Genomic DNA, 25,547 nt, shown 5'->3' with positions numbered 1-25,547 from the left:
CCAAGCGACTATTCGGTCGTACGTGACGATGACGAAGATCCCAGGCTCATTCACGGTTGTAACCGGAGGGAGGGCGGGCGACTTCGTCACGCCTCTGGCCGGGTGGCCACCCGGCCAGAGGCGCAATGGCTTCCATCGCACAAAATCTCTAACGTGCAGATACAAGGGTGGAGAATTGGCGCTGTAGCCAATCTCATTTGACGTACGTTCCACAACAATAATCTAGGAGGAGGCCGCACCTATGATCCGCAATCCCATCCTGCCCGGGTTCAACCCCGATCCGTCAATCTGCCGCGTCGGCGACGATTATTACATCGCGACCTCCACTTTCGAATGGTATCCGGGTGTGCAGATCCACCATTCGCGCGATCTGGTGAACTGGACGCTGGTGCGCCGGCCGCTGGAACGGAGATCGCAGCTCGACATGCGGGGAAATCCTGACAGCTGCGGCATCTGGGCGCCCTGTCTTTCCTATGCCGACGGGCAATTCTGGCTTGTTTATACCGACGTCAAGCGCTTCGACGGTAATTTCAAGGATGCGCCGAACTATATCGTCACCGCGCCTTCGATCGAAGCCGAATGGTCCGATCCGGTCTATGTGAATTCCTCCGGCTTCGATCCCTCGCTCTTCCACGACGATGACGGCCGCAAGTGGTTCGTCAACATGCAGTGGAACCACCGCACCGAAAGCTTCGGCGGCTCGCCGAAATCGCCCGCTTTCGACGGTATCCTGCTGCAGGAATGGGACCCGGCGACGAAGGCGCTGAAAGGCCCGATCAAAAACATCTTCGCCGGCAGCCCGCTTGGCCTCGTCGAGGGACCGCATCTCTTCAAGCGCAACGGCTGGTATTATCTGACGACCGCCGAAGGCGGCACGGGCTATGATCACGCCGTCACCATGGCGCGCTCGCGCCGCATCGAAGGGCCCTATGAAATGCACCCGAACATGCATCTCATCACCTCCAAGGATCATCCGGGCGCGGTGCTGCAGCGGGCAGGGCACGGCCAATATGTCGAGACGCCGGATGGTCAGGCCTATCACACCCATCTCTGCGGCCGGCCGCTGCCGCCGAAGCGGCGCTGCACGCTGGGACGCGAGACGAGCCTGCAGAAGTGCGTCTGGCGCGACGACGACTGGCTCTACCTGGAGAATGGCACCACGGTTCCCGATGTCGATGTGCCGGGCCTCTTCGGCGCGGTGCCGGCGGAAAAGCCGATGCGCACCGAATACAATTTCGACGGAGGCAAGCTGCCTGGCGATTTCCAGTGGCTGCGAACGCCCGAGCCACAGCGGATATTCAACCTGACGGAACGGCCCGGCCATCTCAGCCTGATCGGGCGCGAAAGCATCGGCTCCTGGTTCGAGCAGGCGCTGGTCGCCCGTCGGCAGGAGCATCACAGCTTCCGCACCGAAACCGTGATCGAATTTTCACCCGATACCTATCAGCAGGTGGCGGGGCTGACGCATTATTATAATCGCCACAAGTTCCACGCGCTGGCTGTGACGCTTCACGAGACGCTCGGCCGCTGCGTCACCATCCTGTCCTGCAACGGTGACTATCCGAACGGACGCCTGAGCTTCCCTGCCGAAAGCGGTGTCGCCATATCAGCCGAGGGCCGCGTCCAGCTCGCCATGGAAATCCGCGAGAACGACCTGCAATTCTTCTGGCAGACCGAAGGGATGGGCGCCTGGCAGCCGATCGGCCCGGTTCTCGATGCCGGCGTGATTTCCGACGAAGGCGGGCGCGGCGAACACGGCTCCTTCACCGGCGCCTTTGCCGGCATGTTCGCCTTCGATACGTCAGGGCGCGGGAAGGCCGCCGATTTTGATTGGTTCAATTACGACGAGTTGTGAGGGAGCGCTCCCTACGCTACTCCCCGTAAAAAAGAAAGCCGGCCCGGGGGCCGGCTGAGACGAACGCGGCTGGACAGGGGATACTGGCCGGTTCCAAGCAGTTGGTGACTGACAATAACTTTCATTACATGCCGAGGCAGCGGAAAATGGCGCAACGAGAACGCCGAAGGACGGCTCCGCAAAGGAATGGGCGGCGGGGCGGATGCCGGTGCTTGCCTCGGCTCTCTTATCGGGCACGAAGATCACCGGATGATGACATTTCAAACCGGCTTTGAGCTTTCTTTTCCGCGGAGGCGGGTGGTTGCGATGTTAATCGAAAGCCGGCTTCTCAATCTTGTCACCGGCAGGTGATGCAGTTGTGGTCGAACGGTGTTGGTGCTGCGTGAATGCAGTGTTCACGTTCCCGAAGGATGTCAAAGCGTCACAGACAGCTTATATAGCGGGCCGAAATACTTTCCGAATCCGCAAGAGTCCTGCATGGCCCCCATCATTTCCGTTCAGAACCTCACAAAGACCTATGCCAATGGCTTCGAGGCCCTGAAAGGCATCAACCTTACTGTCGAAAAGGGCGAGATCCTGGCGCTGCTCGGACCGAATGGCGCGGGCAAGACGACGCTGATTTCGATCATCTGCGGCATCGCCAATCCGAGCGGCGGGCAGGTGTTGGTCGCCGGCCATGACGTGGTGAAGGATTTCCGCGCCACCCGCTCGATGATCGGACTGGTGCCGCAGGAGCTGACCACGGACCAGTTCGAAACGGTGTTCAATACGGTCAGCTTTTCGCGCGGGCTGCACGGCAAGAAAGCCGATCCTGCCCATATCGAGAAGGTGCTGCGCGCCCTTTCACTCTGGGACAAGAAGGACAATATGCTGCGTCAGCTCTCCGGCGGCATGAAGCGGCGCGTGCTGATCGCCAAGGCGCTCTCCCATGAGCCGGAGATCCTTTTCCTCGACGAACCGACCGCCGGCGTCGACGTGACGCTGCGCAAGGACATGTGGCATGTCGTCGAAGGGCTTCGGGCCTCCGGCGTCACCATCATTCTCACCACCCATTACATCGAAGAGGCCGAGGAGATCGCCGATCGCGTCGGCGTCATCAATGGCGGCGAATTGCTGCTCGTCGAGGACAAGGCGGCGCTGATGGCCAAGCTCGGCCGCAAACAGCTTATCCTCGATCTTGCTGAACCGCTGGAACGGCTGCCGGACTGTTTTGCCGGCAACGGACTGACGCTGGAAGCCGACGGCAACCGGCTGACCTATGACTTCGACAAAGACAATGAGCAGGAGAGCATCGCGGCATTGCTGACGAGGCTCGGCGAGAACAATATTCATTTCAAGGATCTCTCGACGCGGCAGAGCTCGCTGGAAGATATCTTCGTGGCGCTGGTGGGAGCGGGCAAATGAACTTCGAGGCGGTCAAATCGATCTATTTCTTCGAGATGGCGCGCACGCGCCGCACGCTGCTGCAGAGCGTCATATCGCCCGTCATCTCGACCTCACTCTACTTCATCGTTTTTGGCGCCGCGATCGGCTCGCGTATCCAGGAAGTGGAAGGCGTGTCTTACGGCGCCTTCATCACGCCTGGCCTGATCATGCTGACATTGCTCGGCCAGTGCATCAGCAATGGCTCCTTCGGCATCTATTTCCCGAAATTCACCGGCACGATCTATGAGGTGCTTTCCGCGCCTGTGGCGATGACGGAGATCCTGCTCGGTTATGTCGGCGCGGCCGCCACCAAAGGCGTGATCATCGGCGCGATCATCCTCTTGACCGCCAATCTATTCGTCGACGTCAGGATCGAGCATCCCTTCATGATGATCCTGTTCTTCCTGCTGACGGCGATCACCTTCAGCCTGTTCGGCTTCATGATCGGCATCTGGGCCGGCAATTTCGAGCAGCTGAACCTCATCCCCATGCTGGTCGTGCCGCCGCTCACCTTCCTCGGCGGCAGCTTCTATTCGGTCAGCATGCTGCCGCCTTTCTGGCAGGCGGTCAGCCACTTCAACCCGGTGCTTTATCTCGTCAGCGGTTTCCGCTGGAGTTTCTACGGGATCGCCGACGTCAATCCCGTCATCAGCCTGGTGATGATCACGGTGTTCCTGGCGATCTGCCTGGGAACGCTCGGGTGGGTCTTCAAGACCGGTTATCGGCTGCGCAACTGATGCGCTCTAAAGGAGCGCCGCAATTTCAACATCAAGATTGCTCAGCAAGGCTTGGTTGGTTCATGGGGCAATCGGGATGGGTGGAAGCAATGTGTTCGGATATTTCGCAATCGCCTCCATCTTTTGCCTAGCTCCGCAGCACAGTCTGTCGGAGGAGGCCACCCAACCCATCAGGGTTACCTATGCCGTGGCGATCGAGGGAAAGGAGCCTTTCTCTGCTGAGGTATCATGCCTTCCTGACAGTACCTGCAGCCTCGCCGATCAACGCGAACCCACTATCAATCTTGCGATCACATTGTATTCGGGCTCAGGGGCGAATGGTGAATTGAGCATTTATTGCTCGCCGAATCCTTGCTCCTTTCAAAACTCGCGAGCTCAGCTAGAATTCTCCGGTCGGCGAGCGACTGTCGATATTTTGTCGGGTGAGGCTGACTCTGGTATCACGACTCTGCTGGTTGTAAGGCGACGCCAGCGGATCGGTGAAGTTCTCATCTCTTATTGATTTTCTCATGCACCGCTGACGAGAAGGGCGCCTGACAGGATGAGGAGGGTGCCGGCGGCGAGCCTGACCACGTCGAAGTCGGACGCTTCGCCGAGAAGCAGAGCGCCGATGGCCAGCGTCACCAGCACGTTGCAGCTCCAGATCGGGGCGAGTTTCGAGACAGGGATGCCGTAAGCGAAGAGCGCGAAGCTGATGAGGCCGGTGCCGAAAGCGAAGCAGGCGCCTGCGATGGCGGCAAAACCGAGACCTTCGATAGTCCAGGGTGCAGGGCGCCAGATCAGCGCGGCGATCAGGCCGGCCAGCGCGCAGGCGGCGCCGAAAGCGATCAGATAGACGGCGGAGCCGGTGGCTGATGTGGCGCTCTGTTTCTGGAAAATGGCGGTGATGCCCCAGAAAATGGCGGGCAGGACGCCGCCGACGATGATGGGCCAGAGTGAATTCATCGCGAAACTCCTGTCGCACCCATGGTTGAGGGTCTTCGCCTCAGGCGAAGGCCGGTCGAGCATACGGGGTGCCACCAGACTAGGAGTTTCTTTTTGCTCTTTGTGGTCTTGTTGTTTTGCGGGTGAACGTGACAGATCCGGCCCGTGCCGTAAAGCGCATCTTCCCCGAATGCGCGTTGACGAGACGCGGATTTCTTTCTAGTTGTAGCGGCTATGAAGATCACAATGGTTCGTGTCGTGGTGATAGGGCGCATGGGCAGGATGGTGTAACCATCCGGCGATCAGCCCCATGCGCGGTCAATCAAGCTCCTGACGGGGCTTTTTTTGTGCCCTGAATTTGCGCTTCGCCTCGTCAGGCTTCCCCCACAATCTCGATGACAAGACGGGCAAGACCATGACACGCGACGATTCCGCGCAGACTTCCGCCAGCCGCATGACCGAGGACACGGCTATGGCCTCGACCGCAGCGCCGCGGCGCTCGATCCTTCTCCTGTTGACGGCGCTCTCCGTGCTGCCGGTCAATATTTATCTTCCGGCGCTGCCAAATTTAGCCGCCGAATTCCAGGCGGATTTCGCACTCGTCAATCTTTCGATTGCCGGTTATGCGATCATCAATGCGCTGACGGAGGTCATCGCAGGCGCGATGTCGGATCGATATGGGCGCCGTCCAGTCGCGCTGATTGCCGTTTCCATTTTCATCGTCGCGTCGATCGGCTGCGCCCTTGCTCCCACTATCGGTGTTTTCCTGCTGTTTCGCGTCATGCAAGCGTCCATCGCCGCCTGCTTCTGCGTTGCCCTCGTCGTCATCAAGGAGACGGCGGGCGAACGCCAGGCTGCCAACAGGATCGGCTACGCCGCCATGGGATGGGCGATCGCGCCAATGCTAGGCCCCACCTTCGGCGGCATGCTGGACGAAGTCTTCGGCTGGCGGGCGATCTTCGTCACGCTGGCATTGCTCGGCGCAGCCATCCTCGCCATATCGATGCGCGAATTGAAGGAAACCGCCGGACACGCGTCGAGGCCGAGAGGCAACTACTTCGCTTCCTACGGGCAGTTGCTGAGTTCGGCGCGGTTCTGGGCTTATGCACTGTGCATGGCTTGCTCCACAGGCACTCTCTATATCTTCCTCGGAGGCGCATCGCTCGCCGTTGGCGCGTCGCTCGGCGGATCGAGCGCGAAACTGGGCTTTTTTATGGGAATGGTGCCCGCGGGATTTATTTTCGGCAGCTATCTCGCCGCCCGATTCGCCGGTAGCTCGCTGAGCAAGACCCTTGTCGCGGCACGCCTGTCGACCTGCATGGGTCTGTTATTGGGGCTGGTTCTCTCGGTCTCCGGCGTCACGCATGTCATAGCAATTTTCGGCCCTTGCATCTTCATCGGCATCGGCAATGGATTGACCTTTCCTGCCGCGAACCTCGGCGTCATGTCGGTTCGCACCAATCTCGCAGGCACCGCCGCGGGGCTTGCGGCCGCGATGTCGATCGCCGGCGGAGCGTTGATCGCTTCGATCTCCGGCCTGTTTCTTCAGGCGGCAGGCGCAGTTCCGACGCTTTTCATGATGTTGCTGACATCGGCATCGCTTGCCTTGTCGGCAGCGCTATTCGCGGCTTTTATAGAACAGCGATCGACGGAGCGGCTTCCTCGTGGAGAGCCTGCCGAAAGCGGCTGATGAGATCTTAGTCTCGCATACGCAGTTCGTCGGTCTGCATCTGCAGGGAGCCCAGCGTTTCCAGGAAGCTCATGCCGAGCAGGCTCTGGTCGAGCCGGCCGTCCTCGGCGACGCTGGCTGCGACATTGTTGCGGACGATTGGGCCGACCGCGACCTGATCGAGCGTGATGGGCGCGGCACGGCTGCCGCCGTTGGCGGTCATGACGGTCATGGAATAGGTGAGGCGGGAGAGATCGATCCCGATTCTTTGGGCGTCCTCATGCGAAAGCGCCACCATGCTGGAGCCGGTATCGACGAGCATTTCGACCGTCTGGCCGTTGACGCCGACATCGGCCTCGAAGTGGCCGTTCAGCAGCTTGTGCAGGATCACTTCCTGGCCGCCCTCGCTTGTGGTGACGACGACGGCGCGGCCGGGAACGAGGCCGGCCAGCAGCCGGTTGCCGACGCCGAGCGCTTCCTGGCGATAGAGATAGACGGTGGCGAGCGCCAGGATGATGACGAGCCAGATCATCAGCTGGCGCATCGTTTCGCCGACGCTGCGCCGGCTCGCCCAGATGCCGGCCGACAGCATCAGCGCGATCGGCAGCAGGTAGATGAAGCGGCCGAATTCTTCGCTCTGCAGGCCGAGGATGCGGCTGCTGTCATTGTTGACGATCAGCACGGCAAGGCCGATGCCGATCACGACGAGGAGGAGGGTGAGACGAATCATAAAGGCCGCTCCGGCGCGCCGGCAAAGTTTGTTTTTGTCTGGTTTGAGCCCATGACGGCGCCCGAAAGCCTTGCCGGCAGCAGCGCCATGATCCGGTGTCTCTCAGCATCGGAATAGCCCATCCAGCCGCCGATTTCCTGGAGAGTGCGGCCGCATCCGGCACAAAATCCGGAGCCGGGATCCATTGAGCAGACGTGGATGCAGGGTGTTTGCATGAAAGACATATCGGGGTTTCAAAGAGCCGTGGCAAGGGCGCAGATGGCGGCGATTTCGCAAATCTGCTGCATCGCACCGAGCGTGTCGCCGGTGTGGCCGCCGAGCTTGCGGCGAATGAAGGCGGTGAAGGCGAGCCCTGCAATTCCGGTGGCGAGCAGGCTCGCAACGAGCGGCAGCAGACCGAATGCCGGCCAGATCAGCAGTGCGCCCAAGAGGCCGGCGGCGGTGAGCGCAAACTGCATCGCCGCTTCATCAGGCTGGCCGGTGGAGGCGGCGATGCCATCGGCCTTTGCCGGCGGCAGCCGCTGCCAATGCCAGGCGATGGCGCCGCGGCTGAGAGCGGCGACGGCGGGAATGGCGAGAGCGGCGGCGAAGGCCGGGGAATCGTCAGCGATGGCGGAGAGTGCGGCGGCGCGGATCGCGAAGGAGAGGATCAGCGCTATTGCGCCATAGGTACCGATCCGGCTGTCCTTCATGATCAGAAGACTGTGTTCGCGGCTCTTGCCGCCGCCGATGCCGTCGGCCGTGTCGGCGAGGCCATCCTCGTGCAGCGCCCCTGTTACGACGACCTGGACGGAAAGCGCGATCAGCGCCGACATCAGAGGATCAGCCCGCAGGCCCAAAAGGAGGAGGAGGGCGAGGGCAGGGATGAGGCCGAGGACGGTGCCGGCGAAGGGAAATGCGCGCACCAGCCGGCCGAGCCTGCCGTCATAGCCTTCGAACAGCCATTGCGGCATGGGAATGCGGCTCAAGAAGGCGACGGCGCGGGCGGTATCGACCGCATGATCCTTGATCTTCATTCTGCTTCATCCGCCGGAGGTCGCGGCGCTTTTGGAGTTGTTCGCGTCGTCCGCCCGCTTTAAGAGAGTTGCCACCGCAAACAAGCTGATTTGCTCGACCCAAACAAGTGGTTTGCGTGAAACAAGAATCCCGGATTCATAGGAAAACCGCACAGATGAGCGTTTCAGGCCTGCCGTTCGACGATTTCCGTACCCTGCTCCGCGACCTGCCGGGACCGGATGCCCGAGCGCTGGTGGCCGCGCGCGAACGCGATGCGCAGCTGACCAAGCCGCCAGGCGCGCTCGGACGGCTGGAGGAAATCGCTTTCTGGCTTGCCGCCTGGACTGGCCGGCCGCCTGCCGTCAACCGGCCGCTGGTGGCGATCTTCGCCGGCAACCACGGTGTGGCGAGGCAAGGCATCACGCCCTTTCCGCCCGCGGTGACCCAGCAGATGGTCGAGAATTTCGCGGCTGGCGGTGCTGCCATCAACCAGATCTGCGTCGCCTATGACCTCGGCCTGAAGGTCTTCGATCTGGCGCTCGATTACCCCACCGGCGACATTACCGAAGAGGCAGCGCTTTCCGAGCGCGATTGCGCCGCGACCATGGCCTTCGGCATGGAGGCTATTGCCGGCGGCACCGACCTGCTCTGCATCGGCGAAATGGGCATCGGCAACACCACGATTGCGGCAGCGATCAATTATGCGCTCTACGGCGGCTCGGCGCGCGACTGGGTCGGACCCGGCACCGGCTCGGAAGGCGAGATGCTGGAGCGCAAGATCGCGGCGGTGGAAAAGGCGGTGGAGCTGCATAGCGACCATCTCGACGATCCCCTGGAGATCATGCGGCGCCTCGGCGGCCGCGAGATCGCGGCGATGGCTGGCGCCATCCTTGCGGCGCGTATGGAACGCATCCCCGTGCTGATCGACGGCTACGTCGCCACCGCGGCGGCGGCGATCCTGAAAGCTGCCAATCCGTCCGCGCTCGACCATTGCCTGATCGGCCATGTTTCCGCCGAGCCCGGACATCTGCGCGCGATCGAGATGCTCGGCAAGACGCCGCTTCTGGCGCTCGGCATGCGGCTCGGTGAAGGCACCGGAGCGGCGCTTGCCGCCGGCATCGTCAAGGCCGCCGCCGCCTGCCATTCCGGCATGGCGACGTTTGCCCAGGCAGGTGTGAGCGGCAAGCAATAGGAGGGGTATCTTGACGAAGCCTGCGGTGACCAAGGAGACCGGATTTCGGCATTTCATCGCAGCCGCCAGCTATTCCTGGGCCGGCTTTCGCCGCGTGTTGAAAGAGGCGGCCTTCCGCCAGGAGCTCGGCTTCTTCGTCGTGTCGCTCGCGGCGCTGGCGCTGGTCGGGGCGAGCGCCGGCGAGATCGTCGTCGCGGTGCTTCTGTTTCTCGGGTTGTTTTCGATGGAGGCGATGAATACCGCCGTCGAGGAAGTGATCGACCGGATCTCACCGGAGATTTCGATCGTGGGCAAACACGCCAAGGATCTCGGCTCCTTTGCGGTGTCCTGCATGATTGCCGCCTGCTGCCTTTATCTGGCTTTTGTGCTCGGCAAACATCTGTTTTTCAGCTGATTCAGGCGAAACTCTTGCGCTTGCGGGCAACCGCCTGCGCCTCTTCGACCGCCGGCAGGCTCTGGAGCACGCGCTTGGCGGGCAGGATGGCGATGACCTCCGTGCCTTCGCGCAGCTTCGATTTCAGCAGGAACTGCCCGTCATGCTTGGCAAGGATCGCCTGGACGATCGGCAGGCCGAGGCCGGTGCCCTGTTCGGCGCTCTTGATGGCGATCGAGCCCTGGCCGAAGGCCGACAGCACGACGGGAATCTCGTCTTCCGGAATGCCGGGGCCGTTGTCCTTGATCGAGATGTACTGGCCGCCACCGGCCGTCCAGCCGACCTTGACGTGGATCTCGCCGCCCTGCGGCGTGAACTTGACGGCGTTGGAGAGAAGATTGAGCACCACCTGGCGCATCGACTTCTCGTCGGCCCAGATGGCCGGTAATTGCCGCTCGAACTGATCCGATATGGCAATGTTCTTGGCGCGGGCGCGCAGCTGGACCATGCCGATGCAATCCTCGGTGATATCGAGCAGGGAGATCGCCTCCTCGCTCAGCTCGTATTTGCCGGCTTCGATGCGCGAGAGGTCGAGGATCTCGTTGATGAGATCGAGCAGATGCTGGCCGGAGCGGTGGATGTCGCCGGCATATTCCTTGTAGGTCGGATTGGCGAGCGGCCCCAGCACTTCCGCCGACATGACCTCGGAGAAACCGAGGATGGCGTTGAGCGGGGTCCTGAGCTCGTGCGACATGGAGGCGAGGAAGCGGGATTTGGCAAGGTTTGCCTCTTCTGCGCGGCGGCGGGCCTCGTCCGACATGGATTTGGCCACTTCCAGCTCGGCGATGAGATCGTCCTTTTCCGACTGGTAGGAAAGGATCATCAGGTTCGACCGGAAGAGCCGGTCGCTGATATAACTGAAGAAGACGACCGTGGTGGTGAAGACGGCGGTCAGGCTGATTTCGAGGAAGTCACGCGACAGGCCGCTCTTGGCGGTGAGCGCCACGACCGCCGGTGCGAAAGCGACCAGCACGGAGGGCGTCAGCATGAAATTCGACATCGCCGTGACAGAGAGCGCGATCAGCAGCGTCGCGCCCTTATAGAGTATAAAGCTCGACGGCTCGCAGGTGTCGCAGCCCTGCAGCGCGAAGACAGCCCAGCAGCAGCCGAGCAGGAACTGGCCGGCAAGCAGCAGGCGGCGCCATCTGCGGGCGCTCTCGGCGGTGATCTCCTGCCGGCGGGCGCGCCGCGCGAGCAAGATATTGCCGGTGTGGCAGGTGAGCGTCAGAAGCGCCCAGAAGAGCAATTGCGTGTTCTGAGTAAAGTAAACACCGAGCGCGGTAATGATGACGACGAAGAGCGGCATGATCGTCGCGCCCTGCAGCGCCGATGCCACATACATCTTAAGTACATCGCGGTCGAAGGAAGAATTGGACGCATGACCAGACTGAAGACGTTCGCGGGTCTGCCGCACGGCCTTGGAAACGGCCTTGTTGCGGTGGCTGCGCGACTTGTCGACGATAATCTTGTCGGTCGATGTGCTTACGCCGGTACTCATGTGCACGTTGAAACTTCATCCCAGGGTGGATAAGAGCCTAACCGACAATTCTTAAGAAGATGTTTGCCATCTTTGCCAAGGATTTGTTTTTTAAGGAGGCGAAAGCGTGACAAGAGGCCTGCGCCTGATTCGCGACGGCGTGACCGCATTTGCCTTGCTGGCGCTCATCGCGCTGATCGCCGCCAAGCTCAACGATGCGGCGAGAATCGAGCATGCGGGTGCATTTCACGCAGCCGACGGCGACAGCCTGACATTGGGAGAAGAACGGTTGCGCCTCGAAGGCATCGACGCGCCGGAGCTCCATCAGAGCTGCGAGAGAGCCGGGAAGGCCTGGGCCTGCGGGCGCGCGGCGCGCGAAGCGCTGCAGGCCATGGTGCTGACCGCAGGGACGACATGCCGGGGCAATCGCCGCGACCGTTACGACAGGCTGCTCGTCGTCTGCCGGAATGGCGCGCGCGGCGACATCAATGCAGCCATGGTGCGCGGCGGCATGGCCATCTCCTATGGCGATTATGGCAAGGAGGAGATTGAGGCGAGGGCTGCCAAAGCGGGCCTTTGGGCCGGGACTTTCGAAAGGCCGCGCGACGTGCGTGATCATGCGCGCCAAAGCTCCGGTTTCGACAACGCCTTGCGTTTCATCGGGCAGATCGCCGGATGGGAGTGAAGACATGACCGACGAAGCCAGGCTGGAGAAGCTGCGGCAGGAGATCGCCCGGTGCCGCATCTGTCGTGACGCACCGGCAAAGGGCGTCGAAGACCGGCTACCGCACGAGCCGCGGCCGGTGGCCGTAATCTCATCGGCCGCGCGCATCCTGATCGCCGGGCAGGCGCCAGGGATTCGGGTTCACGAGAGCGGGCTGCCGTTCGACGATGCCTCCGGCGACCGGTTGCGGTCATGGCTCGGCGTCGACAGGGCAATCTTCTACGACCGCGACCGATTCGCCATCGTGCCCATGGGTTTCTGCTTCCCCGGTTACGACGACAAGGGCTCCGATCTGCCGCCGCGCCGCGAATGCGCGCCGTTCTGGCGGCAAAGGGTGATCTCGGCCATGCCGCAGATCGAACTGGTGCTGGTCATCGGCCAATATGCGCAGGCCTGGCATATGGCCGGCGAGGGGCGGGGCAATATGACGGAGACGGTGCGGGCGTGGCGCGACACCCTTCTTTCCGACCGGTTGCCCGCCGTGCTGCCCTTGCCGCATCCGAGCTGGCGCAACAGCGGCTGGCTGAAGCGCAATCCATGGTTCGAGGAAGAATTGCTGCCGATCCTGCGGGAACGGACGAAAAAGCTGATTTTCTGAAACAAAATTCTTTTCGTCGCTCGGAATCGGGTTATACAAAGAAAATAATTCGAAAGGACTGTTGTGCGCATGGACCGCCTCGACCGAAAGATACTGCGTCTTCTGCAAGAAGATTCGACCCTTGCAGTTGCCGATCTCGCCAAGAAAGTGGGGCTCTCGACGACGCCTTGCTGGCGACGCATCCAGAAGATGGAAGAGGACGGCGTCATCAAGCGCCGAGTCGCCATCCTCGACCCCGAGAAGGTCAACACCAAAGTTACTGTTTTCGTGTCGATTCGCACGGCCACTCATTCGATCGAATGGCTGCGGCGTTTTTCCGAGGTGGTCGCCGAGTTCCCCGAGGTGGTCGAGTTCTACCGGATGAGCGGCGACGTCGATTATCTCCTGCGAGTCGTGGTGCCTGATATCGCTGCTTATGACGCTTTCTATAAGCGAATGATCGCCAAGATAGAGATTCGCGACGTCTCTTCGGCTTTCGCGATGGAGCAGATCAAGTATTCGACTCAGTTACCGCTCGATTACATGATCCTCGATAATGCCAAATCCAACGAGGATTGAGCTCAAGCGGTTGAGTCCACGTGAGTTTTTGCTACCGCACGCTGACGTGCAACTGCATGGGAAATGAGGCCGGATCGGCATTTTCGTTATAGGCGGAAATGCGGCCGGTACGGCGGCTGAGATCAAAATGAGCGGCTCAGACTGTAGAAAAGCCGCGGGAATAGCAAAAAAATGCTCGAATCCTGCCGGAATCCAGAAAAATACATAGCCCGGTAACCTTTGCCGGGCTATGGTGAATGGAACCAGTGAGGCCAATGTCATGATTTTGACTCATTGGTATCGAAATCAGAACATCATGTTCTAAGCTGCCACCTTGTGTGTGTTGATTAGCCGGCGGTAGAGTTTATTCGCTTCACCAGGATGTTCGACGGGGGTCGGACGGTGAAGAATTTGACAAATGGGGTGTATTATCTGCGGCTTGCGATGGAGGATTTCCGTCGCGGAGCCGCTTGTCGTGTTTTCAATCTAAATATCTGAAGTTGTTGTATAAAAATCACGTTGCCGGGGAAAGTTGGCTGGCGCAGCCCATCTGGCGTGCATCGAGAATTGCTTGATTAATCCCGGTATGGGATGACGGTTCGGCGGTTCGATCGATCCGCACGCCGAGATGGCTGTTCAAACTGGGCCGGCTTCAAATCGACTACCCGATGGGAAATCAGCCCCGATCGACAAAGGAATGGATTGGTAAATGAACATCAGAATGGTTTTGCTTGCATCAGCAGCAGCATTTGCTGCATCGACGCCGGTTCTTGCAGCTGACGCTATTGTTGCTGCTGAGCCGGAACCGGTTGAATATGTTCGCGTCTGCGACGCTTACGGCACCGGCTACTTCTACATCCCGGGCACCGAAACCTGCCTCAAGATCGAAGGCTACATCCGTTTCCAGGTTAACGTTGGCGAAGACGTCGGCGGCGATTCTGACTGGGATGCAGTTACCCGCGGTCAGGTTCAGTTCACGGCCAAGAGCGACACCGAATATGGTCCGCTGACCGGCGTCATCGTCATGCAGTTCAATGCTGACAATGCCTCCGACCAGGAAGCCATCCTCGACTCCGCTTACCTCGACGTCGCGGGCTTCCGCGCCGGTCTCTTCTACAGCTGGTGGGACGATGGTCTTTCGGGTGAAACCGACGACATCGGTTCTGTCGTAACGCTGCACAACTCCATCCGCTATCAGTATGAAAGCGGCGACTTCTACGCTGGCCTCAGCGTCGACGAACTGGAAGACGGCGTCTACAAGGCCGGCGAAGAAGCCAACAACGTTGGCGTTGCCTTCGGCGTTGGCGGCACTGCCGGCGCATTCAGCTACCAGATCACCGGTGGCTGGGACTTCGACAACGAAGACGGCGCTATCCGTGCAATGGGTACGGTTGAAATCGGCCCCGGCACGCTCGGCCTCGCCGGCGTTTACTCCTCCGGCCCGAACTCCTACTACTCGTCGGCTGAATGGGCTGTTGCTGCCGAATACGCCATCAAGGCAACTGACAAGCTGAAGATCACCCCGGCTGTTCAGTACTACGGCAACTACTTCGGCGGCGGCAAGGTTGTTCCGGATGACTTCGACGGTCTCGGCGATGCCTGGAAGGTCGGTCTGACGGTTGACTATCAGATCGTCGACAACTTCTACGCCAAGGCTTCGGTTCAGTACCTCGATCCGGATGATGGCGACGACTCCACGACGGGCTACTTCCGCCTGCAGCGTTCGTTCTAATCTGCCTACTGATGCTCCCGGTTTTTGCCGGGAGCATTTCAAATCAGTTTCTGATCCGAGTGACCTCCGATCAGCTACGGGGACGGGTCCGGTCTTCCCTGCCGGACCGTCCTTGCAGCGTTTTTCCCCTACATTTTTCAAGGCATCCTTCTACGGAGCCTTCGCAGATGAGACGAACCGGCGTGGCGTATCGCACGTCGGCATCATGCCTGCCGCCCCTAAGACCGTCTCTTTTCAATTTCGAAGCCATAGCATCATTATGCCGAACGAGGCTGCGAAGCCGCGTGCCAATCGCTATCGGCTGGCTTTGCCGCAACAGGTCGCCAGAAGAAGGTTCGATGCCGACAATGTGATCACAGCTTTCCCGGGGAGCGGATACAACCCTGCAGGGGGGCCGCTCTTCATTTCTACTCTCGGGCAGCTTGTACTTATGGACGATCTCAACGACTACTATTACTTCGCCGCCGTCGTCTCCAGCGGTGGTTTTGCGTCTGCAAGCCGCGATCTCAAGATACCACGTTCGAAACTGAGCAGGCGGGTCAGCCGGCTTGAAGAAGGACTTGGCGCGAGGCTGATAGAGCGTTCGACCCGTCACTTCCGGGTGACAGAGATCGGCCAGGCTTTTTATGAGCGATGCCAGACCATCCTGCAGGAGGCCGATCGCGCCAAGTCGATCGTCACCGAAGCTCAGTCCGATCCGCAGGGCGTGGTGCGAATGGGTTGCCCACTCGGCCTTGTCGATATTTCCGTCGGAGGTATCCTGCCTGAATTCCTCGAACGCTATCCGAAGATCAAGCTGCAGATTATCGGTTCAGAACGGCGCGCAGACCTCATCAACGAACGTATCGACCTTGAGGTGAGGGCAACCAACGAGCCGGAGACGCAGACGAGCCTGACGATGCGCAAGCTCGATCGGGCGCGGCGCATTCTCGTCGCAAGTCCCTCGCTGATCGAGCGCGTCGGCGGCATAACTGACGTGGAAGAACTCGCCGATCTGCCGACGCTGGCGATGACGTCATGGGTGTCGTTCCATACCTGGGAACTGATTGGCCCGAATGGCGCCAAACAGGTGATTCGGCATCAGCCGCGACTCACCTGCCGCAGCATGACCGCCATCCTCGACGCGGCCCGCGCCGGCCTCGGATTCGGGCTTCTGCTCGAAAGCGCCTGCGAGAACGACCTTCAGGCCGGCAAGCTGGTGCGGGTGCTGCCCGAGTGGCAGTCGGAGGAGAGCGAGTTCTACATCGTTTTCACCACGGCCAAGGGCATGCCGCCGGCGGTGCGTGTGCTGATCGATTTCCTCGTTGAAAAATCCAGGCCTCATTGAAGAAGAGGTGGAGGGCCGCAGCATTGGCCGGCGTTCACCCTCAAGCACGTCACGATCTCTCGGATACACTCCCCGTGCTTTTTGCGTGACTTGCTTTATCTCAACCGCGCCAGCAGCTTTTCGTCGCCGAGTTCCCTGACGGCATCCTTGCCGATCCAGCGGGCGGTTTTATCGGGGCTTTCCGCCAGAACCTTTGCGAGCGCCAGTGCCGGCGCGTGGCAGGCGAGATTGCGCTTGCCGATGCTGCGCAATGCCCAGTTGACGGCCTTGCGCACGAAGTTGCGGGCATCGTCCGAATGGGCTTCGATCAGCGGCATAAAGCCGAGGATGGCCGCATCGGACTCCTTCTTCCGGTGGACGGCGGCGCCGGCGATCATCGCGAAGGCGGTGCGGCGCACGAATTGGCGCTCGTCGGCGGCGAATAGCCAGATGAGCTCGTCCAGCCGGGCCTCGACGAAGAGGTCGGCGGCGCAATCGACGATCTCCCAGGAATTGAAATCATCGGCCCAGTGTCTGGCTTCGTCCTTCGTCAGCCGCTTCGGCTCGGCTGTGTAGAGAGCGAGCAGGCGGGCTTCGCGGATCTCGCTCCGCCAGAGCTCCATCGCCCTGAGGTGATCCTTCTTTGCCTGCCTGGAGACGGCCCGGAGGTCGGGATTGGAAATGCCGAGCGCGCGGTCGGTCACGATACCGAAGCGCGCCATGGCGGCGACATTCTCCTCCGAGCGCAGCGTTTCGAGATGCGCGATCAACTCGGCTGCACTGGAGGAGGGGCCGATCATTTTTCCAGACGGGCAAGCAGCGAAGACGTGTCCCAGCGACTGCCGCCCATCGCCTGAACATCGCCGTAGAACTGGTCGACGAGGGCGGTGACCGGCAGCTTGGCGCCGTTGCTGCGAGCCTCGGTCAGTACGATACCGAGATCCTTGCGCATCCAGTCGACTGCGAAGCCGAAATCATATTTGCCCGCATTCATGGTCTTGTGGCGGTTTTCCATCTGCCAGGAGCCGGCCGCGCCCTTCGAGATCACCTCGACGACCTTTTCGATATCGAGGCCGGCGCGCTTACCGAAATGCAGCGCTTCGGAAAGTCCCTGGACGAGGCCGGCGATGCAGATCTGGTTGACCATCTTGGTCAGCTGGCCGGAACCGGCCGGGCCCATCAGGCCGACCATGCGGGCATAGGCGTCGATCACCGGCCGGGCACGTTCGAAGACGGCTTGGTCGCCGCCGCACATGACCGTCAAGACGCCGTTTTCGGCGCCGGCCTGGCCGCCGGAAACTGGGGCGTCAATGAAATCGACGCCTTTTTCCTTGGCGGCGGCGTAAAGTTCGCGGGCGACCTCGGCGCTGGCCGTGGTATTGTCGATCAGCACCGAGCCGGGCTTCATGCCGTGCAGGGCGCCATTTTCGCCCGATGTCACCGAGCGGAGATCGTCGTCATTGCCGACGCAGACGAAGACGAAATCGGCGCCGGCGGCGGCTTCGGCCGGGGTGGGGGCCGACTTGCCGGAGAATTTTTCGGCCCAGGCGGCGGCTTTCTCGGGCGTGCGGTTATAGACGGTGACATCGTGGCCGCCCTTCGTCTTCAGATGCCCTGCCATGGGGAAGCCCATGACGCCGAGACCGATGAACGCGACTTTTGCCATATGTCCTATCCTTATCCAGAGTGTGAGGCCCTGAGGATTAACCGAAACAGCGGAAGCAGAAAAGGCGGGAACACGGACTTCCTTCCGATTGATGCGTGTGAGGCTGGTCAGCATTCGACCGAGCCCTAGATGGGACGAGAGCATGGTTGGTCCCGAGGGTGACATGAGCGAGATTCCGACGATCAAGCCGCGGCGCAAAGGCCGCAACGGAATGCAATCGATGCTTATTCCATCCGAGCAGATGGTCGTAGAGCAGATCCGATCAGCGCCTGAAGGTGTCTTCACCGAAGCTGGTCTCGTCCGCCGTCAACTCGCGGCCAAATATGGAGCGGACGCCTGTTGCCCGGTGACGGTGCAGCGGCATTTGCGTGCGATCGCGGAATTCTCCTTCGGCGCGCTGGAGAAGGGCGAACCGGCTTCGATGGTGACGCCTTATTGGCGCATGGTCGATCCGGCGAGCCTGCTGGCGAAACGGCTCGCGGGCGGTCCCGACTTCATTCGCCAGCAGTTGGCGGCCGAACGCCGGGAGCCGTAGCAGGCGCGCCGATAGCGCTGTGGTGGTGATTTCGAGCAAAATTGAGCGGGCAGGGATGGGCAGGTCCCTCATGAGATAAAACGCGGAAAATTATTCCGCGAAGCGCACAAGAATGGCAAATTGATATTATCGATATAATCTCTAGTCTATGTCAATATTTAGCGATTGGAGGCAGACTCTAAACGAGCCTCGCAGCCGCCATCGACCGACAGGACATTTTTAGATGCTCACGCGCAGACAGGGATCCGACATGCTCCACGCCGCAACCGCGGCGGCGGTGTGCGCGCATCTCCTGCCGCATTTCTCTCGCCGAGAGCCGGCTCATCGCGCGCGCTGATCTTCGAATTTCGCAGCAAAGGACGCTTTCCATGACCGCCACCACCGATCCCATTAATTTCCTCTGGTTCATCCCGACATCGGGCGACGGCACCTATCTCGGCTCCTCGGAACTCAACCGGGCGCCCGAGATCGGCTATCTCACCCAGATCGCCCAGGCCGTCGACCGGCTCGGCTATTCCGGCGTGCTGCTGCCGACCGGGGTTGCTTGCGAAGAATCCTTTGTGACGGCCGCCGCCCTTGCCGCCAAGACCGAAAAGCTGCAGTTCCTGGTGGCGATCCGTCCGGGCACCGCATCGCCCGCCTATTACGCACGCCTGGCCACGACGCTCGACCGCATTTCCAACGGCCGCCTGCTGCTCAACATCGTTGTCGGCGGCAGCCCGGCCGAGCTTGCCGGCGACGGCATTCATCTCGAGCATGACGAGCGTTATGCCCACGCCGAGGAGTTCTTCACCGTCTTCGAGGAGCTGCTGGACAAGGGAACGGCTAGCTTTGACGGCAAATATATCAAGGCGACCAATGCGCGCCTTGGCTTTCCCTCGGTGCAGAACCCGCGCCCGCCGCTCTATTTCGGCGGTTCGTCGGATGCCGGCATCGATTTTTCCGTTGGCCGGGTCGACAAGTACCTGACCTGGGGCGAGCCGCCGGCGCAGGTGGCGGAGAAGGTCGCCAAGGTACGCAAGGCGGCCGCCGAGCGCGGCCGCGAGGTGACTTTCGGCATCCGCCTGCATTTCATCGTGCGCGAAACCGACGAGGAGGCATGGGAGGCGGCTGAGCGGCTGATCCGCCATCTCGACGACGATACGATCCGCGAGGCGCAGGAGCGCTTCGTCCATGAATCCGACTCGGTCGGCCAGAAGCGCATGGCCGCCCTTCACGGAGGCCGCCGCGACAAACTCGAGGTGTCGCCGAACCTCTGGGCTGGCGTCGGCCTGGTGCGCGCCGGTGCCGGCACGGCGCTTGTGGGGTCACCGAAGACGGTGGCCGCGCGCCTTGCCGAATATCAGGAAATCGGCATCGATACGGTGATCGGCTCAGGCTATCCGCATCTCGAAGAAGCCTATCGCGTCGCCGAGCTGCTGTTCCCCGAACTCGGCATCACCCGCGAACAGCAGCGCCTGGCTTTCAACAACGAGTTCGGCCGCAAGCAGGTTTTTGCAGGCGGCAGCCATGGCGGCAACCTGAAAGTCGTCTCCGGTTCCTGAGATCAAACGAGACTGCAGTGCCTGACATTGCCGGAAGCCACCTGCGGCTTCCGGCATTTTGTTATCATGGCATAGTGAGATAGTCTCATCCACATAGCCGATGAGCTATGCCTGTTCCGTACGTTTCGGATCGCTGTATCCGCTCGCGAGCTCGCTTGCGGTTTGGTGCTTGACTCATTCATACCTCTGTGGCTATACGTCAATTCATAGCTGAAGAGGTATGAATTCCAGATGTCGGACGCTCATGACGTGCTGTTCAGAACACTTGCCGATCCGACCCGGCGGGCGCTTTTTGAGCGTTTGTGCCGGGAGGGGGAGAAGACGGTTGGGGCGTTGACGGCGCGCGCCGGAGTTTCGCAGCCGGTCGTTTCAAAGCATCTCGGAATCCTGAAGCAGGCCGGGCTGGTGCGCGATCGGCACGAAGGCCGGCAGACGCATTATAGCGCGCAGCTCGGGGCGTTGGCGCCGCTGGTCGACTGGACCAGCGAGATGGCAAGCTTCTGGCAAAGCCGTTTCGACGCTCTCGAAGATTTGCTGAAGAGGATGGATCAATGACCGAAATCTCGACCGAAACCCGCTCCGTCGTCATCGAAAGGGTGATGCCTTTTCCGGCCGAAAAGATCTGGCGGGCGCTGACGCAGCCGCATCTGATCGCGGAGTGGCTGATGAAGAGCGACTTCAAGCCGGTCGTCGACCATCGCTTCAACTTCAATGCGGATTGGGGCTCCGTCGATTGCCGGGTGCTGGAGGTCGAGCCGAACAAGACGCTGGCATATACGTGGGGCGCTTACGGCCTCGAAACCATCGTTACCTGGACGCTTACGCCGACGAATGCGGGCACACATCTGCGCATGGAGCAAGCGGGCTTCCGGCAGGATCAGCGGCAGGCTTATGGCGGCGCCAGGAGCGGCTGGCCGCAGTTCTTCGACAAGCTGGAACAGGTGCTGGCAGGGGTGGAGTGAGGTCTTAGCCGGAGGAGGAAAGCCGGCTGATTTTTGAGGAGGAATCGTCGTTGAACTGGAACAACTGGTTTCGGCAGGTCCATCGTTGGCTGTCCATTGCCTTTACGCTGGCCGTCACCATCAATATCATCGCCATGCTGCAGGAGAGATCGGCCGTCTGGGTTGGAGTCCTGGCGCTGGTGCCGCTCGTTCTGCTTCTCGTTACCGGTCTTTATTTGTTCGTACTGCCCTATGCCGCGAAACGGCGCGACATGGGACGCACCGGCGGATAGGAGGAAACGCTATGGCGGGCAGAGTGCCGAAGAACGCGGAGAAGGTCACAAAAAAGACGGTCGCCAAACCGACCGCCGCGCAGCCAAGGCTTCTTTCCGGCGGAAACCCGCAGATCCCCAAAGGCTATGGCGATGCGCCCGTGCAGGCCTATATCGCCGCCATGCCGGGCTGGAAAAGCGATATCGGGCGCCGCCTCGATGTGCTTATCACCCGTATCGTGCCCGGCGTCTCCAAGGCGGTCAAGTGGAACTCGCCTTTCTATGGCATGGAAGGAGAGGGCTGGTTCCTCGGTATCCACTGCTTCACGAAATACATCAAGGTGGCCTTCTTCAAGGGCGCATCGCTGGATCCGCTGCCACCGGGCGAGTCCAAGCAGAAGGAGGTGCGATACCTCGATATCCGCGAGGACGATCCCTTCGACGAGGCGCAGATCGCCTCCTGGGTGGAGCAGGCAAGCCGTTTGCCCGGCGAACGGATGTAAAGCCATCGATGGCGAGAATGGGAAGCGATAAGATGAGGAAAGCGACTGCAATCATGACGAAGACCGAGTCCGGCGACAAAAATGGAGGAGCTACTCCCTCGCAACTGATCGATGCGAGGATCGACGAGCTCAAGGATTGGCGCGGCGAAGTGCTCGCCCGGGTTCGGGCGCTCATCAAGCAGGCCGAGCCCGAGGTGGTCGAGGAATGGAAGTGGCGAGGGGTTCCGGTGTGGGAGCGCGGCGGCATTATCTGCACCGGCGAAACCTACAAGAGCGCGGTGAAGCTCACCTTCGCCAAAGGTGCTGCGCTGGAGGACCCCGCGGGGCTTTTCAATTCCAGCTTGGAAGGCAATACCCGGCGCGCCATCGATTTCCATGAGGGCGACGAGATCAATGAGGATGCGTTGAAGGCGCTCATTCGCGCCGCTGCCGCGCTGAACATGTCAGCGAAGGCGGGCAGCGCGCGGAAGAAGGCAAGCGGCTGAGACTCTGGGTCTAGTGGATCGGGCTCGTCTCGCGCTCGAGAAACAGTTCGAGATTGTCGAGGCCGATTTTCGTGCCCTGGAGGCGGGCGCCGTTGTCGGCGTAGCCGTCGAGGAAGACCACCTGCTCGGTGAAGAGCATCCTGGTGCCCTTGGCTCGGGCTTCGAAGGCGACGGTGGCGAGCGAGGCGGAAATGCGGGTTTCGCCGAGCTTCATCTCATAGGCATAGATGATGCGGCTATCCGGCACGATATCGAGATAGTGGGCGTCATAGGCGTGCAGAAGCCCGTCGGTGTCGGCGACGTGGTTCCTTTCCGCGCCGCCCGGTCTGAAATCGAGCGTGTATTCCAGCGGCGTCCAGTCACCATGGCAGGCAAACCATTGACGCTTGGATTCCGGCACCGACCAGGCGCGGAAGACACGGGAGACCGGCGCCTTGAAGCGGCGCTCGATGACGAAGGTGGTGTGTTCGGCGGAGCGTGTCGTCATTCGGGAAGGGTCTCCGTTTCATCGGCGAGAAATTGGTCCAGCCTGTCGAAGGCGGCATTCCAGCGGCTCTTTCGGTGTTCCACCCAGCGCTCAACGGCGGCAAGCGCATCCTGCTGGAGACGGTACGTCCGCACCCGGCCGGACTTTTCCGAGAGCACGAGGCCGCTGTCTTCCAGCACCTGCAAATGTTTCATCACCGTCGGCAAGGCGACGGCGAGCGGGGCGGCGAGTTCGGTGACGGAGGCCGGACCGCGGCCGAGCCGGTCGATCATGCCGCGGCGGCTGCGGTCGGAAAGCGCGTGAAACATGCGGTCGAGATCCGCCTGACTGTCGATCATCCCGCGGCATCCCGGAAGCGGGCGGGCAGCCGCTCATGATAGGGGTAGAACTTGAAATAGGGGCGGGCCTCTTCCAGCGCCCTTGCAAAGGACGGGCGCGCCAGAAGCCCGTCGTAGTAGGCGCGAAGCTTCGGCTGGTCCTCCAAGAACGGGACCAGGGTCTCGGCGTAGAAGAGGGCGGGGGCCGCGGCGCAATCGGCCATAGTGAAGGTTTCGCCCGTTATCCATGGGCTCTCGCCGAGCTGCTTTTCGATCATCGCATAGGCGGTGGCAAGCGTCGTCCTGCAGGCGGCGACCTCGATTTCATCCGCCTTGCCCACGGGACGCCTGTGATGACTGACGATGGTCTGCATCGGCACCTGGACATAGTTGTCGAAGAAGCGGTCCCAGAGGCGGACTTGCAGCGCCCGGTCGATTTCCAGCGGCAGCAGCGAAGCGGCGCCAGGATAATAATGGTCGAGATATTCGATGATGATCGAGGTTTCGGGAATGGTGCTGTCACGCGCCTCATCCCTGAGCAACGGCATCTTGCCAAGCGGCCAGAAGCGGAAGAGATCGGCGCGCGAAGCCTCGTCGGATAGATCGACGAGACGATTTTCGAAGGGTGTCCCGTTCTCATAGAGCGCGATCAGCACCTTATGGCAGAAGGAGGCGAGCGGATGCCCATAGAGCACGAGCGACATGGGACGACCTTTCCTGTTGAGTGAAAACTTTACTGATCGACTAAGTATCAGATCAGCGAGCGCCGCGCAACGAATACTTCGCCGTTCGGGAAACTATTCCCTCAGCCTATATGTCGGGCGATCACCAGATGGCCGGGCGTCGGATGGCCGTCTTCCATGCGCACGTTGATATCCGAAATCTCGACGAGTTCGAAACCGGTGGCGGTCAGGCGTTCCCTCACATAGGCATCGGCATGGGCGAAGCGCTGATGCGGGCCGACCATGTAGGCGCGACCGGCGAGGATCTCCTCGGAGAGGGTTTCGGAGGAGAAGATGAACAGGCCGCCCGGCGTCAGGTTTTCGGCGGCGCCGAAGAACAGCGGTTCGAGCGCGCCGAGATAAGGCAGCACATCCGTGGCGGTGATGATGTCGAAGGCTTCCTCGTCGTTGTCGTCGAGAAAATCCTCGACTTCGGCGACGAAGAGCGTCTCGTAGAGATCCTTCTCGTGAGCGATCTCGACCATGTTCTCGGAAATGTCGATGCCGGTCATGTCTTCGCAAAGGTCGCGCAGCGCGCCGCCGGTGAGACCCGTGCCGCAGCCGAGATCGAGCAGCCGTTTGAACGGCCCGAGCTTCAGCGCCTGCAGGCGCTGGCGCACCAGCATCGGCACGTGATAGCCGAGCTGCTCGACGAGCACGTCCTCAAAGACTTCGGCATGCTGATCGAACAGGGTCTCGACATAGGCATCGGGCGCCTTGACCGGGATTTCGCCGCGGCCCATCGCGGCGATGCGCACGGCGGCACCGCCGTGATCGTCGGGATCGATCGCCAGGACTTCCTCATAGGCTGCCACCGCTGCGTCGATGTCGCCGGCCTTTTCCAATGCCAGCGCGCGGTTATAGGCCTCGCCAAGGGCTTCTTCGTCGATCTTCTTCGCCATAGCGGTCCACATCCTTCTGTTTCAGGCATGGCTCTAAGGCGGCTTTCGACGTTTTGCAATGGCGCGGCGACGGGCGCAGAATGGCTGAAAAGAAGACGAAGGGAGAAATGCCATGAAAGTGGAGGAAGACAGAACGCCATCTGCATGGGAAGGAGAGGGCGCCCGCCCCCTGCTTTTGCCAGGCACCCCGGGCGAGATCACCAATACGCTCAGTCATTATTATCGCGGCGAACTCGGGCGGATGACGAGCTGGCGGGACCGCATCGACCGGACGTCCAATTGGGCGATCACCGTGGTGGCGGCGCTGCTCTCCGTGTCGCTGTCGACGCCGACTTCGCATCACGGCGTGCTGTTGTTCGGGATCATGCTGGTGACGCTGCTTCTGATGATCGAGGCGCGGCGCTACCGCTTCTTCGATATCTACCGCGCCCGCATCCGCCAGATCGAACGAAGCTATTTCGCGCAGATCCTGGCCCCAGACGCGGCGGCCGGCGGCGAATGGGCCACGGTCATCGCGAGCAGCCTGCGCAAGCCGCGCTTTTTGCTCAGCTATCATGAAGCGATGCACCGTCGGCTCAAGCGCAATTACGGCTGGATGTATTTCATCCTGTTTCTGGCCTGGTGCCTGAAGATCACGACGCCGAAACTGCAGACGGAGGGCATGCCGGCACTGCAGGCGCAGTCATGGACCTATGTCATCGACAATGCCGTGCTCGGGCCGATTCCCGGCCTTGCCGTCATCATCGGCGTCGTCATCTTCTACCTTGGCATCCTCGGCTTCGCGCTGCGCCCGGACCGCGACGAAGGCGAATTCGGCCACGGCGAGGCGCATGTCTGA

General features: G+C 61.1%; 30 protein-coding genes. 19 read left to right on the top strand and 11 right to left on the bottom strand.

Annotation, left to right across the window (positions count from 1 at the left end):
* The first annotated feature begins 241 nt into the window (after positions 1–241).
* The 3 genes from ATY77_RS27495 to ATY77_RS27485 all read left to right on the top strand — a co-directional run bounded on the left by ATY77_RS27495 (position 242) and on the right by ATY77_RS27485 (position 4,017).
* The gene (locus ATY77_RS27495; protein ID WP_088689655.1) at positions 242–1,855 is read left to right on the top strand and encodes a glycoside hydrolase family 43 protein; all 1,614 of its coding nucleotides are present in this window, start codon (positions 242–244) and stop codon (positions 1,853–1,855) included.
* 477 nt (positions 1,856–2,332) lie between these two features.
* The gene (locus ATY77_RS27490) at positions 2,333–3,259 is read left to right on the top strand and encodes an ABC transporter ATP-binding protein (RefSeq protein ID WP_088673696.1); all 927 of its coding nucleotides are present in this window, start codon (positions 2,333–2,335) and stop codon (positions 3,257–3,259) included.
* The gene (locus ATY77_RS27485) at positions 3,256–4,017 is read left to right on the top strand and encodes an ABC transporter permease (RefSeq protein ID WP_088689654.1); all 762 of its coding nucleotides are present in this window, start codon (positions 3,256–3,258) and stop codon (positions 4,015–4,017) included. The genes ATY77_RS27490 and ATY77_RS27485 overlap by 4 nt, the downstream gene beginning before the upstream one ends.
* 507 nt (positions 4,018–4,524) lie before the next feature.
* Here the strand turns inward: ATY77_RS27485 and ATY77_RS27475 are convergent.
* Complete coding sequence (locus ATY77_RS27475; RefSeq protein ID WP_088689652.1) at positions 4,525–4,962, bottom strand: EamA family transporter; 438 nt, start codon at positions 4,960–4,962, stop codon at positions 4,525–4,527.
* Positions 4,963–5,356: 394 nt separating this feature from the next.
* On the opposite strand from ATY77_RS27475, the gene ATY77_RS27470 reads away from it, so the two are divergent.
* Positions 5,357–6,631, top strand: coding sequence for an MFS transporter (locus ATY77_RS27470; RefSeq protein WP_088689679.1), 1,275 nt, complete (start codon positions 5,357–5,359; stop codon positions 6,629–6,631).
* A gap of 7 nt (positions 6,632–6,638) precedes the next feature.
* On the opposite strand, the gene ATY77_RS27465 is transcribed toward ATY77_RS27470, so the two are convergent.
* From ATY77_RS27465 to ATY77_RS27455, 3 genes are read right to left on the bottom strand one after another with little or no spacing between them, the layout of a single operon-like run.
* On the bottom strand, positions 6,639–7,340 hold the full coding sequence (locus ATY77_RS27465) for a TIGR02281 family clan AA aspartic protease (protein WP_088689651.1): 702 nt from the start codon (positions 7,338–7,340) through the stop codon (positions 6,639–6,641).
* Positions 7,337–7,555 carry a DUF1289 domain-containing protein gene (locus ATY77_RS27460; protein ID WP_088689678.1) on the bottom strand — a complete coding sequence of 73 codons (219 nt, stop codon included), beginning with the start codon at positions 7,553–7,555 and terminating at the stop codon, positions 7,337–7,339. The genes ATY77_RS27465 and ATY77_RS27460 overlap by 4 nt, the downstream gene beginning before the upstream one ends.
* A gap of 18 nt (positions 7,556–7,573) precedes the next feature.
* Positions 7,574–8,356 carry an adenosylcobinamide-GDP ribazoletransferase gene (locus ATY77_RS27455; protein ID WP_088689650.1) on the bottom strand — a complete coding sequence of 261 codons (783 nt, stop codon included), beginning with the start codon at positions 8,354–8,356 and terminating at the stop codon, positions 7,574–7,576.
* Between the two features lie 155 nt (positions 8,357–8,511).
* On the opposite strand from ATY77_RS27455, the gene cobT reads away from it, so the two are divergent.
* Both cobT and ATY77_RS27445 read left to right on the top strand, forming a co-directional pair.
* Positions 8,512–9,528: a nicotinate-nucleotide--dimethylbenzimidazole phosphoribosyltransferase gene (gene cobT / locus ATY77_RS27450; protein ID WP_088673702.1), complete on the top strand. Its 1,017-nt coding sequence runs from the start codon at positions 8,512–8,514 to the stop codon at positions 9,526–9,528.
* 10 nt (positions 9,529–9,538) lie between these two features.
* Complete coding sequence (locus ATY77_RS27445; protein ID WP_088689649.1) at positions 9,539–9,922, top strand: diacylglycerol kinase; 384 nt, start codon at positions 9,539–9,541, stop codon at positions 9,920–9,922.
* Between the two features lies 1 nt (position 9,923).
* Here ATY77_RS27445 and ATY77_RS27440 read toward each other — a convergent pair whose 3' ends face one another.
* Positions 9,924–11,459, bottom strand: coding sequence for a HAMP domain-containing sensor histidine kinase (locus tag ATY77_RS27440; RefSeq protein WP_088673704.1), 1,536 nt, complete (start codon positions 11,457–11,459; stop codon positions 9,924–9,926).
* Between the two features lie 106 nt (positions 11,460–11,565).
* Between ATY77_RS27440 and ATY77_RS27435 the strand changes: the two genes are divergently transcribed.
* The 5 genes from ATY77_RS27435 to ATY77_RS27415 all read left to right on the top strand — a co-directional run bounded on the left by ATY77_RS27435 (position 11,566) and on the right by ATY77_RS27415 (position 16,356).
* Positions 11,566–12,123, top strand: a complete 558-nt coding sequence (locus ATY77_RS27435; protein WP_088689648.1) for a thermonuclease family protein — start codon at positions 11,566–11,568, stop codon at positions 12,121–12,123.
* 4 nt (positions 12,124–12,127) lie between these two features.
* Positions 12,128–12,760 (top strand): uracil-DNA glycosylase family protein, encoded by a 633-nt coding sequence (locus ATY77_RS27430; RefSeq protein WP_088689647.1) that lies wholly within the window; start codon positions 12,128–12,130, stop codon positions 12,758–12,760.
* Between the two features lie 69 nt (positions 12,761–12,829).
* Positions 12,830–13,318, top strand: coding sequence for an Lrp/AsnC family transcriptional regulator (locus ATY77_RS27425; protein ID WP_003540387.1), 489 nt, complete (start codon positions 12,830–12,832; stop codon positions 13,316–13,318).
* Positions 13,319–14,006: 688 nt separating this feature from the next.
* Positions 14,007–15,029, top strand: a complete 1,023-nt coding sequence (locus tag ATY77_RS27420) for a porin (protein WP_088689646.1) — start codon at positions 14,007–14,009, stop codon at positions 15,027–15,029.
* Between the two features lie 430 nt (positions 15,030–15,459).
* Positions 15,460–16,356, top strand: coding sequence for a LysR substrate-binding domain-containing protein (locus tag ATY77_RS27415; protein ID WP_088689645.1), 897 nt, complete (start codon positions 15,460–15,462; stop codon positions 16,354–16,356).
* A gap of 95 nt (positions 16,357–16,451) precedes the next feature.
* On the opposite strand, the gene ATY77_RS27410 is transcribed toward ATY77_RS27415, so the two are convergent.
* Complete coding sequence (locus ATY77_RS27410; protein ID WP_088689644.1) at positions 16,452–17,135, bottom strand: DNA alkylation repair protein; 684 nt, start codon at positions 17,133–17,135, stop codon at positions 16,452–16,454.
* The gene (locus tag ATY77_RS27405) at positions 17,132–18,001 is read right to left on the bottom strand and encodes an NAD(P)-dependent oxidoreductase (protein WP_088689643.1); all 870 of its coding nucleotides are present in this window, start codon (positions 17,999–18,001) and stop codon (positions 17,132–17,134) included. The genes ATY77_RS27410 and ATY77_RS27405 overlap by 4 nt, the downstream gene beginning before the upstream one ends.
* A 163-nt stretch (positions 18,002–18,164) precedes the next feature.
* Between ATY77_RS27405 and ATY77_RS27400 the strand changes: the two genes are divergently transcribed.
* From ATY77_RS27400 to ATY77_RS27370, 7 genes are all read left to right on the top strand, one after another.
* The gene (locus ATY77_RS27400; protein ID WP_088689642.1) at positions 18,165–18,536 is read left to right on the top strand and encodes a hypothetical protein; all 372 of its coding nucleotides are present in this window, start codon (positions 18,165–18,167) and stop codon (positions 18,534–18,536) included.
* 368 nt (positions 18,537–18,904) lie between these two features.
* The gene (gene ssuD / locus ATY77_RS27395) at positions 18,905–20,080 is read left to right on the top strand and encodes an FMNH2-dependent alkanesulfonate monooxygenase (protein WP_088689641.1); all 1,176 of its coding nucleotides are present in this window, start codon (positions 18,905–18,907) and stop codon (positions 20,078–20,080) included.
* A gap of 231 nt (positions 20,081–20,311) precedes the next feature.
* A complete protein-coding gene (locus tag ATY77_RS27390) occupies positions 20,312–20,635 on the top strand; it encodes a metalloregulator ArsR/SmtB family transcription factor (protein WP_088689640.1) in 324 nt (107 codons plus the stop codon).
* A complete protein-coding gene (locus ATY77_RS27385) occupies positions 20,632–21,042 on the top strand; it encodes an SRPBCC domain-containing protein (RefSeq protein WP_088689639.1) in 411 nt (136 codons plus the stop codon). The genes ATY77_RS27390 and ATY77_RS27385 overlap by 4 nt, the downstream gene beginning before the upstream one ends.
* A 50-nt stretch (positions 21,043–21,092) precedes the next feature.
* Positions 21,093–21,314, top strand: coding sequence for a hypothetical protein (locus ATY77_RS27380; RefSeq protein ID WP_088689638.1), 222 nt, complete (start codon positions 21,093–21,095; stop codon positions 21,312–21,314).
* Positions 21,315–21,325: 11 nt separating this feature from the next.
* Positions 21,326–21,796 carry a DUF1801 domain-containing protein gene (locus tag ATY77_RS27375; RefSeq protein ID WP_088689637.1) on the top strand — a complete coding sequence of 157 codons (471 nt, stop codon included), beginning with the start codon at positions 21,326–21,328 and terminating at the stop codon, positions 21,794–21,796.
* A 32-nt stretch (positions 21,797–21,828) separates the two neighbouring features.
* Positions 21,829–22,281, top strand: a complete 453-nt coding sequence (locus ATY77_RS27370; RefSeq protein ID WP_088689636.1) for a DUF1801 domain-containing protein — start codon at positions 21,829–21,831, stop codon at positions 22,279–22,281.
* A gap of 10 nt (positions 22,282–22,291) precedes the next feature.
* Here the strand turns inward: ATY77_RS27370 and ATY77_RS27365 are convergent, their stop codons facing one another.
* The 4 genes from ATY77_RS27365 to ATY77_RS27350 form a co-directional block, all read right to left on the bottom strand.
* Positions 22,292–22,768 carry an SRPBCC family protein gene (locus ATY77_RS27365; RefSeq protein WP_088689635.1) on the bottom strand — a complete coding sequence of 159 codons (477 nt, stop codon included), beginning with the start codon at positions 22,766–22,768 and terminating at the stop codon, positions 22,292–22,294.
* The gene (locus ATY77_RS27360) at positions 22,765–23,106 is read right to left on the bottom strand and encodes a metalloregulator ArsR/SmtB family transcription factor (RefSeq protein ID WP_088689634.1); all 342 of its coding nucleotides are present in this window, start codon (positions 23,104–23,106) and stop codon (positions 22,765–22,767) included. The genes ATY77_RS27365 and ATY77_RS27360 overlap by 4 nt, the downstream gene beginning before the upstream one ends.
* Positions 23,103–23,789, bottom strand: coding sequence for a glutathione S-transferase family protein (locus ATY77_RS27355; protein ID WP_088689633.1), 687 nt, complete (start codon positions 23,787–23,789; stop codon positions 23,103–23,105). The genes ATY77_RS27360 and ATY77_RS27355 overlap by 4 nt, the downstream gene beginning before the upstream one ends.
* Before the next feature lie 101 nt (positions 23,790–23,890).
* Positions 23,891–24,709, bottom strand: a complete 819-nt coding sequence (locus ATY77_RS27350; RefSeq protein ID WP_088689632.1) for a methyltransferase — start codon at positions 24,707–24,709, stop codon at positions 23,891–23,893.
* A 112-nt stretch (positions 24,710–24,821) separates the two neighbouring features.
* Here ATY77_RS27350 and ATY77_RS27345 point away from each other — a divergent pair, with 112 nt between their 5' ends.
* Positions 24,822–25,547 carry a DUF2270 domain-containing protein gene (locus tag ATY77_RS27345; protein WP_088689631.1) on the top strand — a complete coding sequence of 242 codons (726 nt, stop codon included), beginning with the start codon at positions 24,822–24,824 and terminating at the stop codon, positions 25,545–25,547.

Source organism: Rhizobium sp. R634 (assembly GCF_002211305.1).
GTDB lineage: Bacteria > Pseudomonadota > Alphaproteobacteria > Rhizobiales > Rhizobiaceae > Rhizobium.
The sequence above is the reverse complement of the archived record's forward strand: the minus strand, read 5'-3'. Positions and strand labels throughout refer to the sequence as shown.

What these genes read in the sequence shown, in the direction of transcription:
- ATY77_RS27495 (WP_088689655.1), top strand. Translation starts at nt 242, where the DNA reads ATGATCCGCAATCCCATCCTGCCCGGGTTCAACCCCGATCCGTCAATC.
- ATY77_RS27490 (WP_088673696.1), top strand. Translation starts at nt 2,333, where the DNA reads ATGGCCCCCATCATTTCCGTTCAGAACCTCACAAAGACCTATGCCAAT.
- ATY77_RS27485 (WP_088689654.1), top strand. Translation starts at nt 3,256, where the DNA reads ATGAACTTCGAGGCGGTCAAATCGATCTATTTCTTCGAGATGGCGCGC.
- ATY77_RS27475 (WP_088689652.1), bottom strand. Translation starts at nt 4,962, where the DNA reads ATGAATTCACTCTGGCCCATCATCGTCGGCGGCGTCCTGCCCGCCATT.
- ATY77_RS27470 (WP_088689679.1), top strand. Translation starts at nt 5,357, where the DNA reads ATGACACGCGACGATTCCGCGCAGACTTCCGCCAGCCGCATGACCGAG.
- ATY77_RS27465 (WP_088689651.1), bottom strand. Translation starts at nt 7,340, where the DNA reads ATGATTCGTCTCACCCTCCTCCTCGTCGTGATCGGCATCGGCCTTGCC.
- ATY77_RS27460 (WP_088689678.1), bottom strand. Translation starts at nt 7,555, where the DNA reads ATGCAAACACCCTGCATCCACGTCTGCTCAATGGATCCCGGCTCCGGA.
- ATY77_RS27455 (WP_088689650.1), bottom strand. Translation starts at nt 8,356, where the DNA reads ATGAAGATCAAGGATCATGCGGTCGATACCGCCCGCGCCGTCGCCTTC.
- cobT (WP_088673702.1), top strand. Translation starts at nt 8,512, where the DNA reads ATGAGCGTTTCAGGCCTGCCGTTCGACGATTTCCGTACCCTGCTCCGC.
- ATY77_RS27440 (WP_088673704.1), bottom strand. Translation starts at nt 11,459, where the DNA reads ATGAGTACCGGCGTAAGCACATCGACCGACAAGATTATCGTCGACAAG.
- ATY77_RS27430 (WP_088689647.1), top strand. Translation starts at nt 12,128, where the DNA reads ATGACCGACGAAGCCAGGCTGGAGAAGCTGCGGCAGGAGATCGCCCGG.
- ATY77_RS27425 (WP_003540387.1), top strand. Translation starts at nt 12,830, where the DNA reads ATGGACCGCCTCGACCGAAAGATACTGCGTCTTCTGCAAGAAGATTCG.
- ATY77_RS27420 (WP_088689646.1), top strand. Translation starts at nt 14,007, where the DNA reads ATGAACATCAGAATGGTTTTGCTTGCATCAGCAGCAGCATTTGCTGCA.
- ATY77_RS27415 (WP_088689645.1), top strand. Translation starts at nt 15,460, where the DNA reads ATGGACGATCTCAACGACTACTATTACTTCGCCGCCGTCGTCTCCAGC.
- ATY77_RS27410 (WP_088689644.1), bottom strand. Translation starts at nt 17,135, where the DNA reads ATGATCGGCCCCTCCTCCAGTGCAGCCGAGTTGATCGCGCATCTCGAA.
- ATY77_RS27405 (WP_088689643.1), bottom strand. Translation starts at nt 18,001, where the DNA reads ATGGCAAAAGTCGCGTTCATCGGTCTCGGCGTCATGGGCTTCCCCATG.
- ATY77_RS27400 (WP_088689642.1), top strand. Translation starts at nt 18,165, where the DNA reads ATGAGCGAGATTCCGACGATCAAGCCGCGGCGCAAAGGCCGCAACGGA.
- ssuD (WP_088689641.1), top strand. Translation starts at nt 18,905, where the DNA reads ATGACCGCCACCACCGATCCCATTAATTTCCTCTGGTTCATCCCGACA.
- ATY77_RS27390 (WP_088689640.1), top strand. Translation starts at nt 20,312, where the DNA reads ATGTCGGACGCTCATGACGTGCTGTTCAGAACACTTGCCGATCCGACC.
- ATY77_RS27385 (WP_088689639.1), top strand. Translation starts at nt 20,632, where the DNA reads ATGACCGAAATCTCGACCGAAACCCGCTCCGTCGTCATCGAAAGGGTG.
- ATY77_RS27375 (WP_088689637.1), top strand. Translation starts at nt 21,326, where the DNA reads ATGGCGGGCAGAGTGCCGAAGAACGCGGAGAAGGTCACAAAAAAGACG.
- ATY77_RS27370 (WP_088689636.1), top strand. Translation starts at nt 21,829, where the DNA reads ATGAGGAAAGCGACTGCAATCATGACGAAGACCGAGTCCGGCGACAAA.
- ATY77_RS27365 (WP_088689635.1), bottom strand. Translation starts at nt 22,768, where the DNA reads ATGACGACACGCTCCGCCGAACACACCACCTTCGTCATCGAGCGCCGC.
- ATY77_RS27360 (WP_088689634.1), bottom strand. Translation starts at nt 23,106, where the DNA reads ATGATCGACAGTCAGGCGGATCTCGACCGCATGTTTCACGCGCTTTCC.
- ATY77_RS27355 (WP_088689633.1), bottom strand. Translation starts at nt 23,789, where the DNA reads ATGTCGCTCGTGCTCTATGGGCATCCGCTCGCCTCCTTCTGCCATAAG.
- ATY77_RS27350 (WP_088689632.1), bottom strand. Translation starts at nt 24,709, where the DNA reads ATGGCGAAGAAGATCGACGAAGAAGCCCTTGGCGAGGCCTATAACCGC.
- ATY77_RS27345 (WP_088689631.1), top strand. Translation starts at nt 24,822, where the DNA reads ATGAAAGTGGAGGAAGACAGAACGCCATCTGCATGGGAAGGAGAGGGC.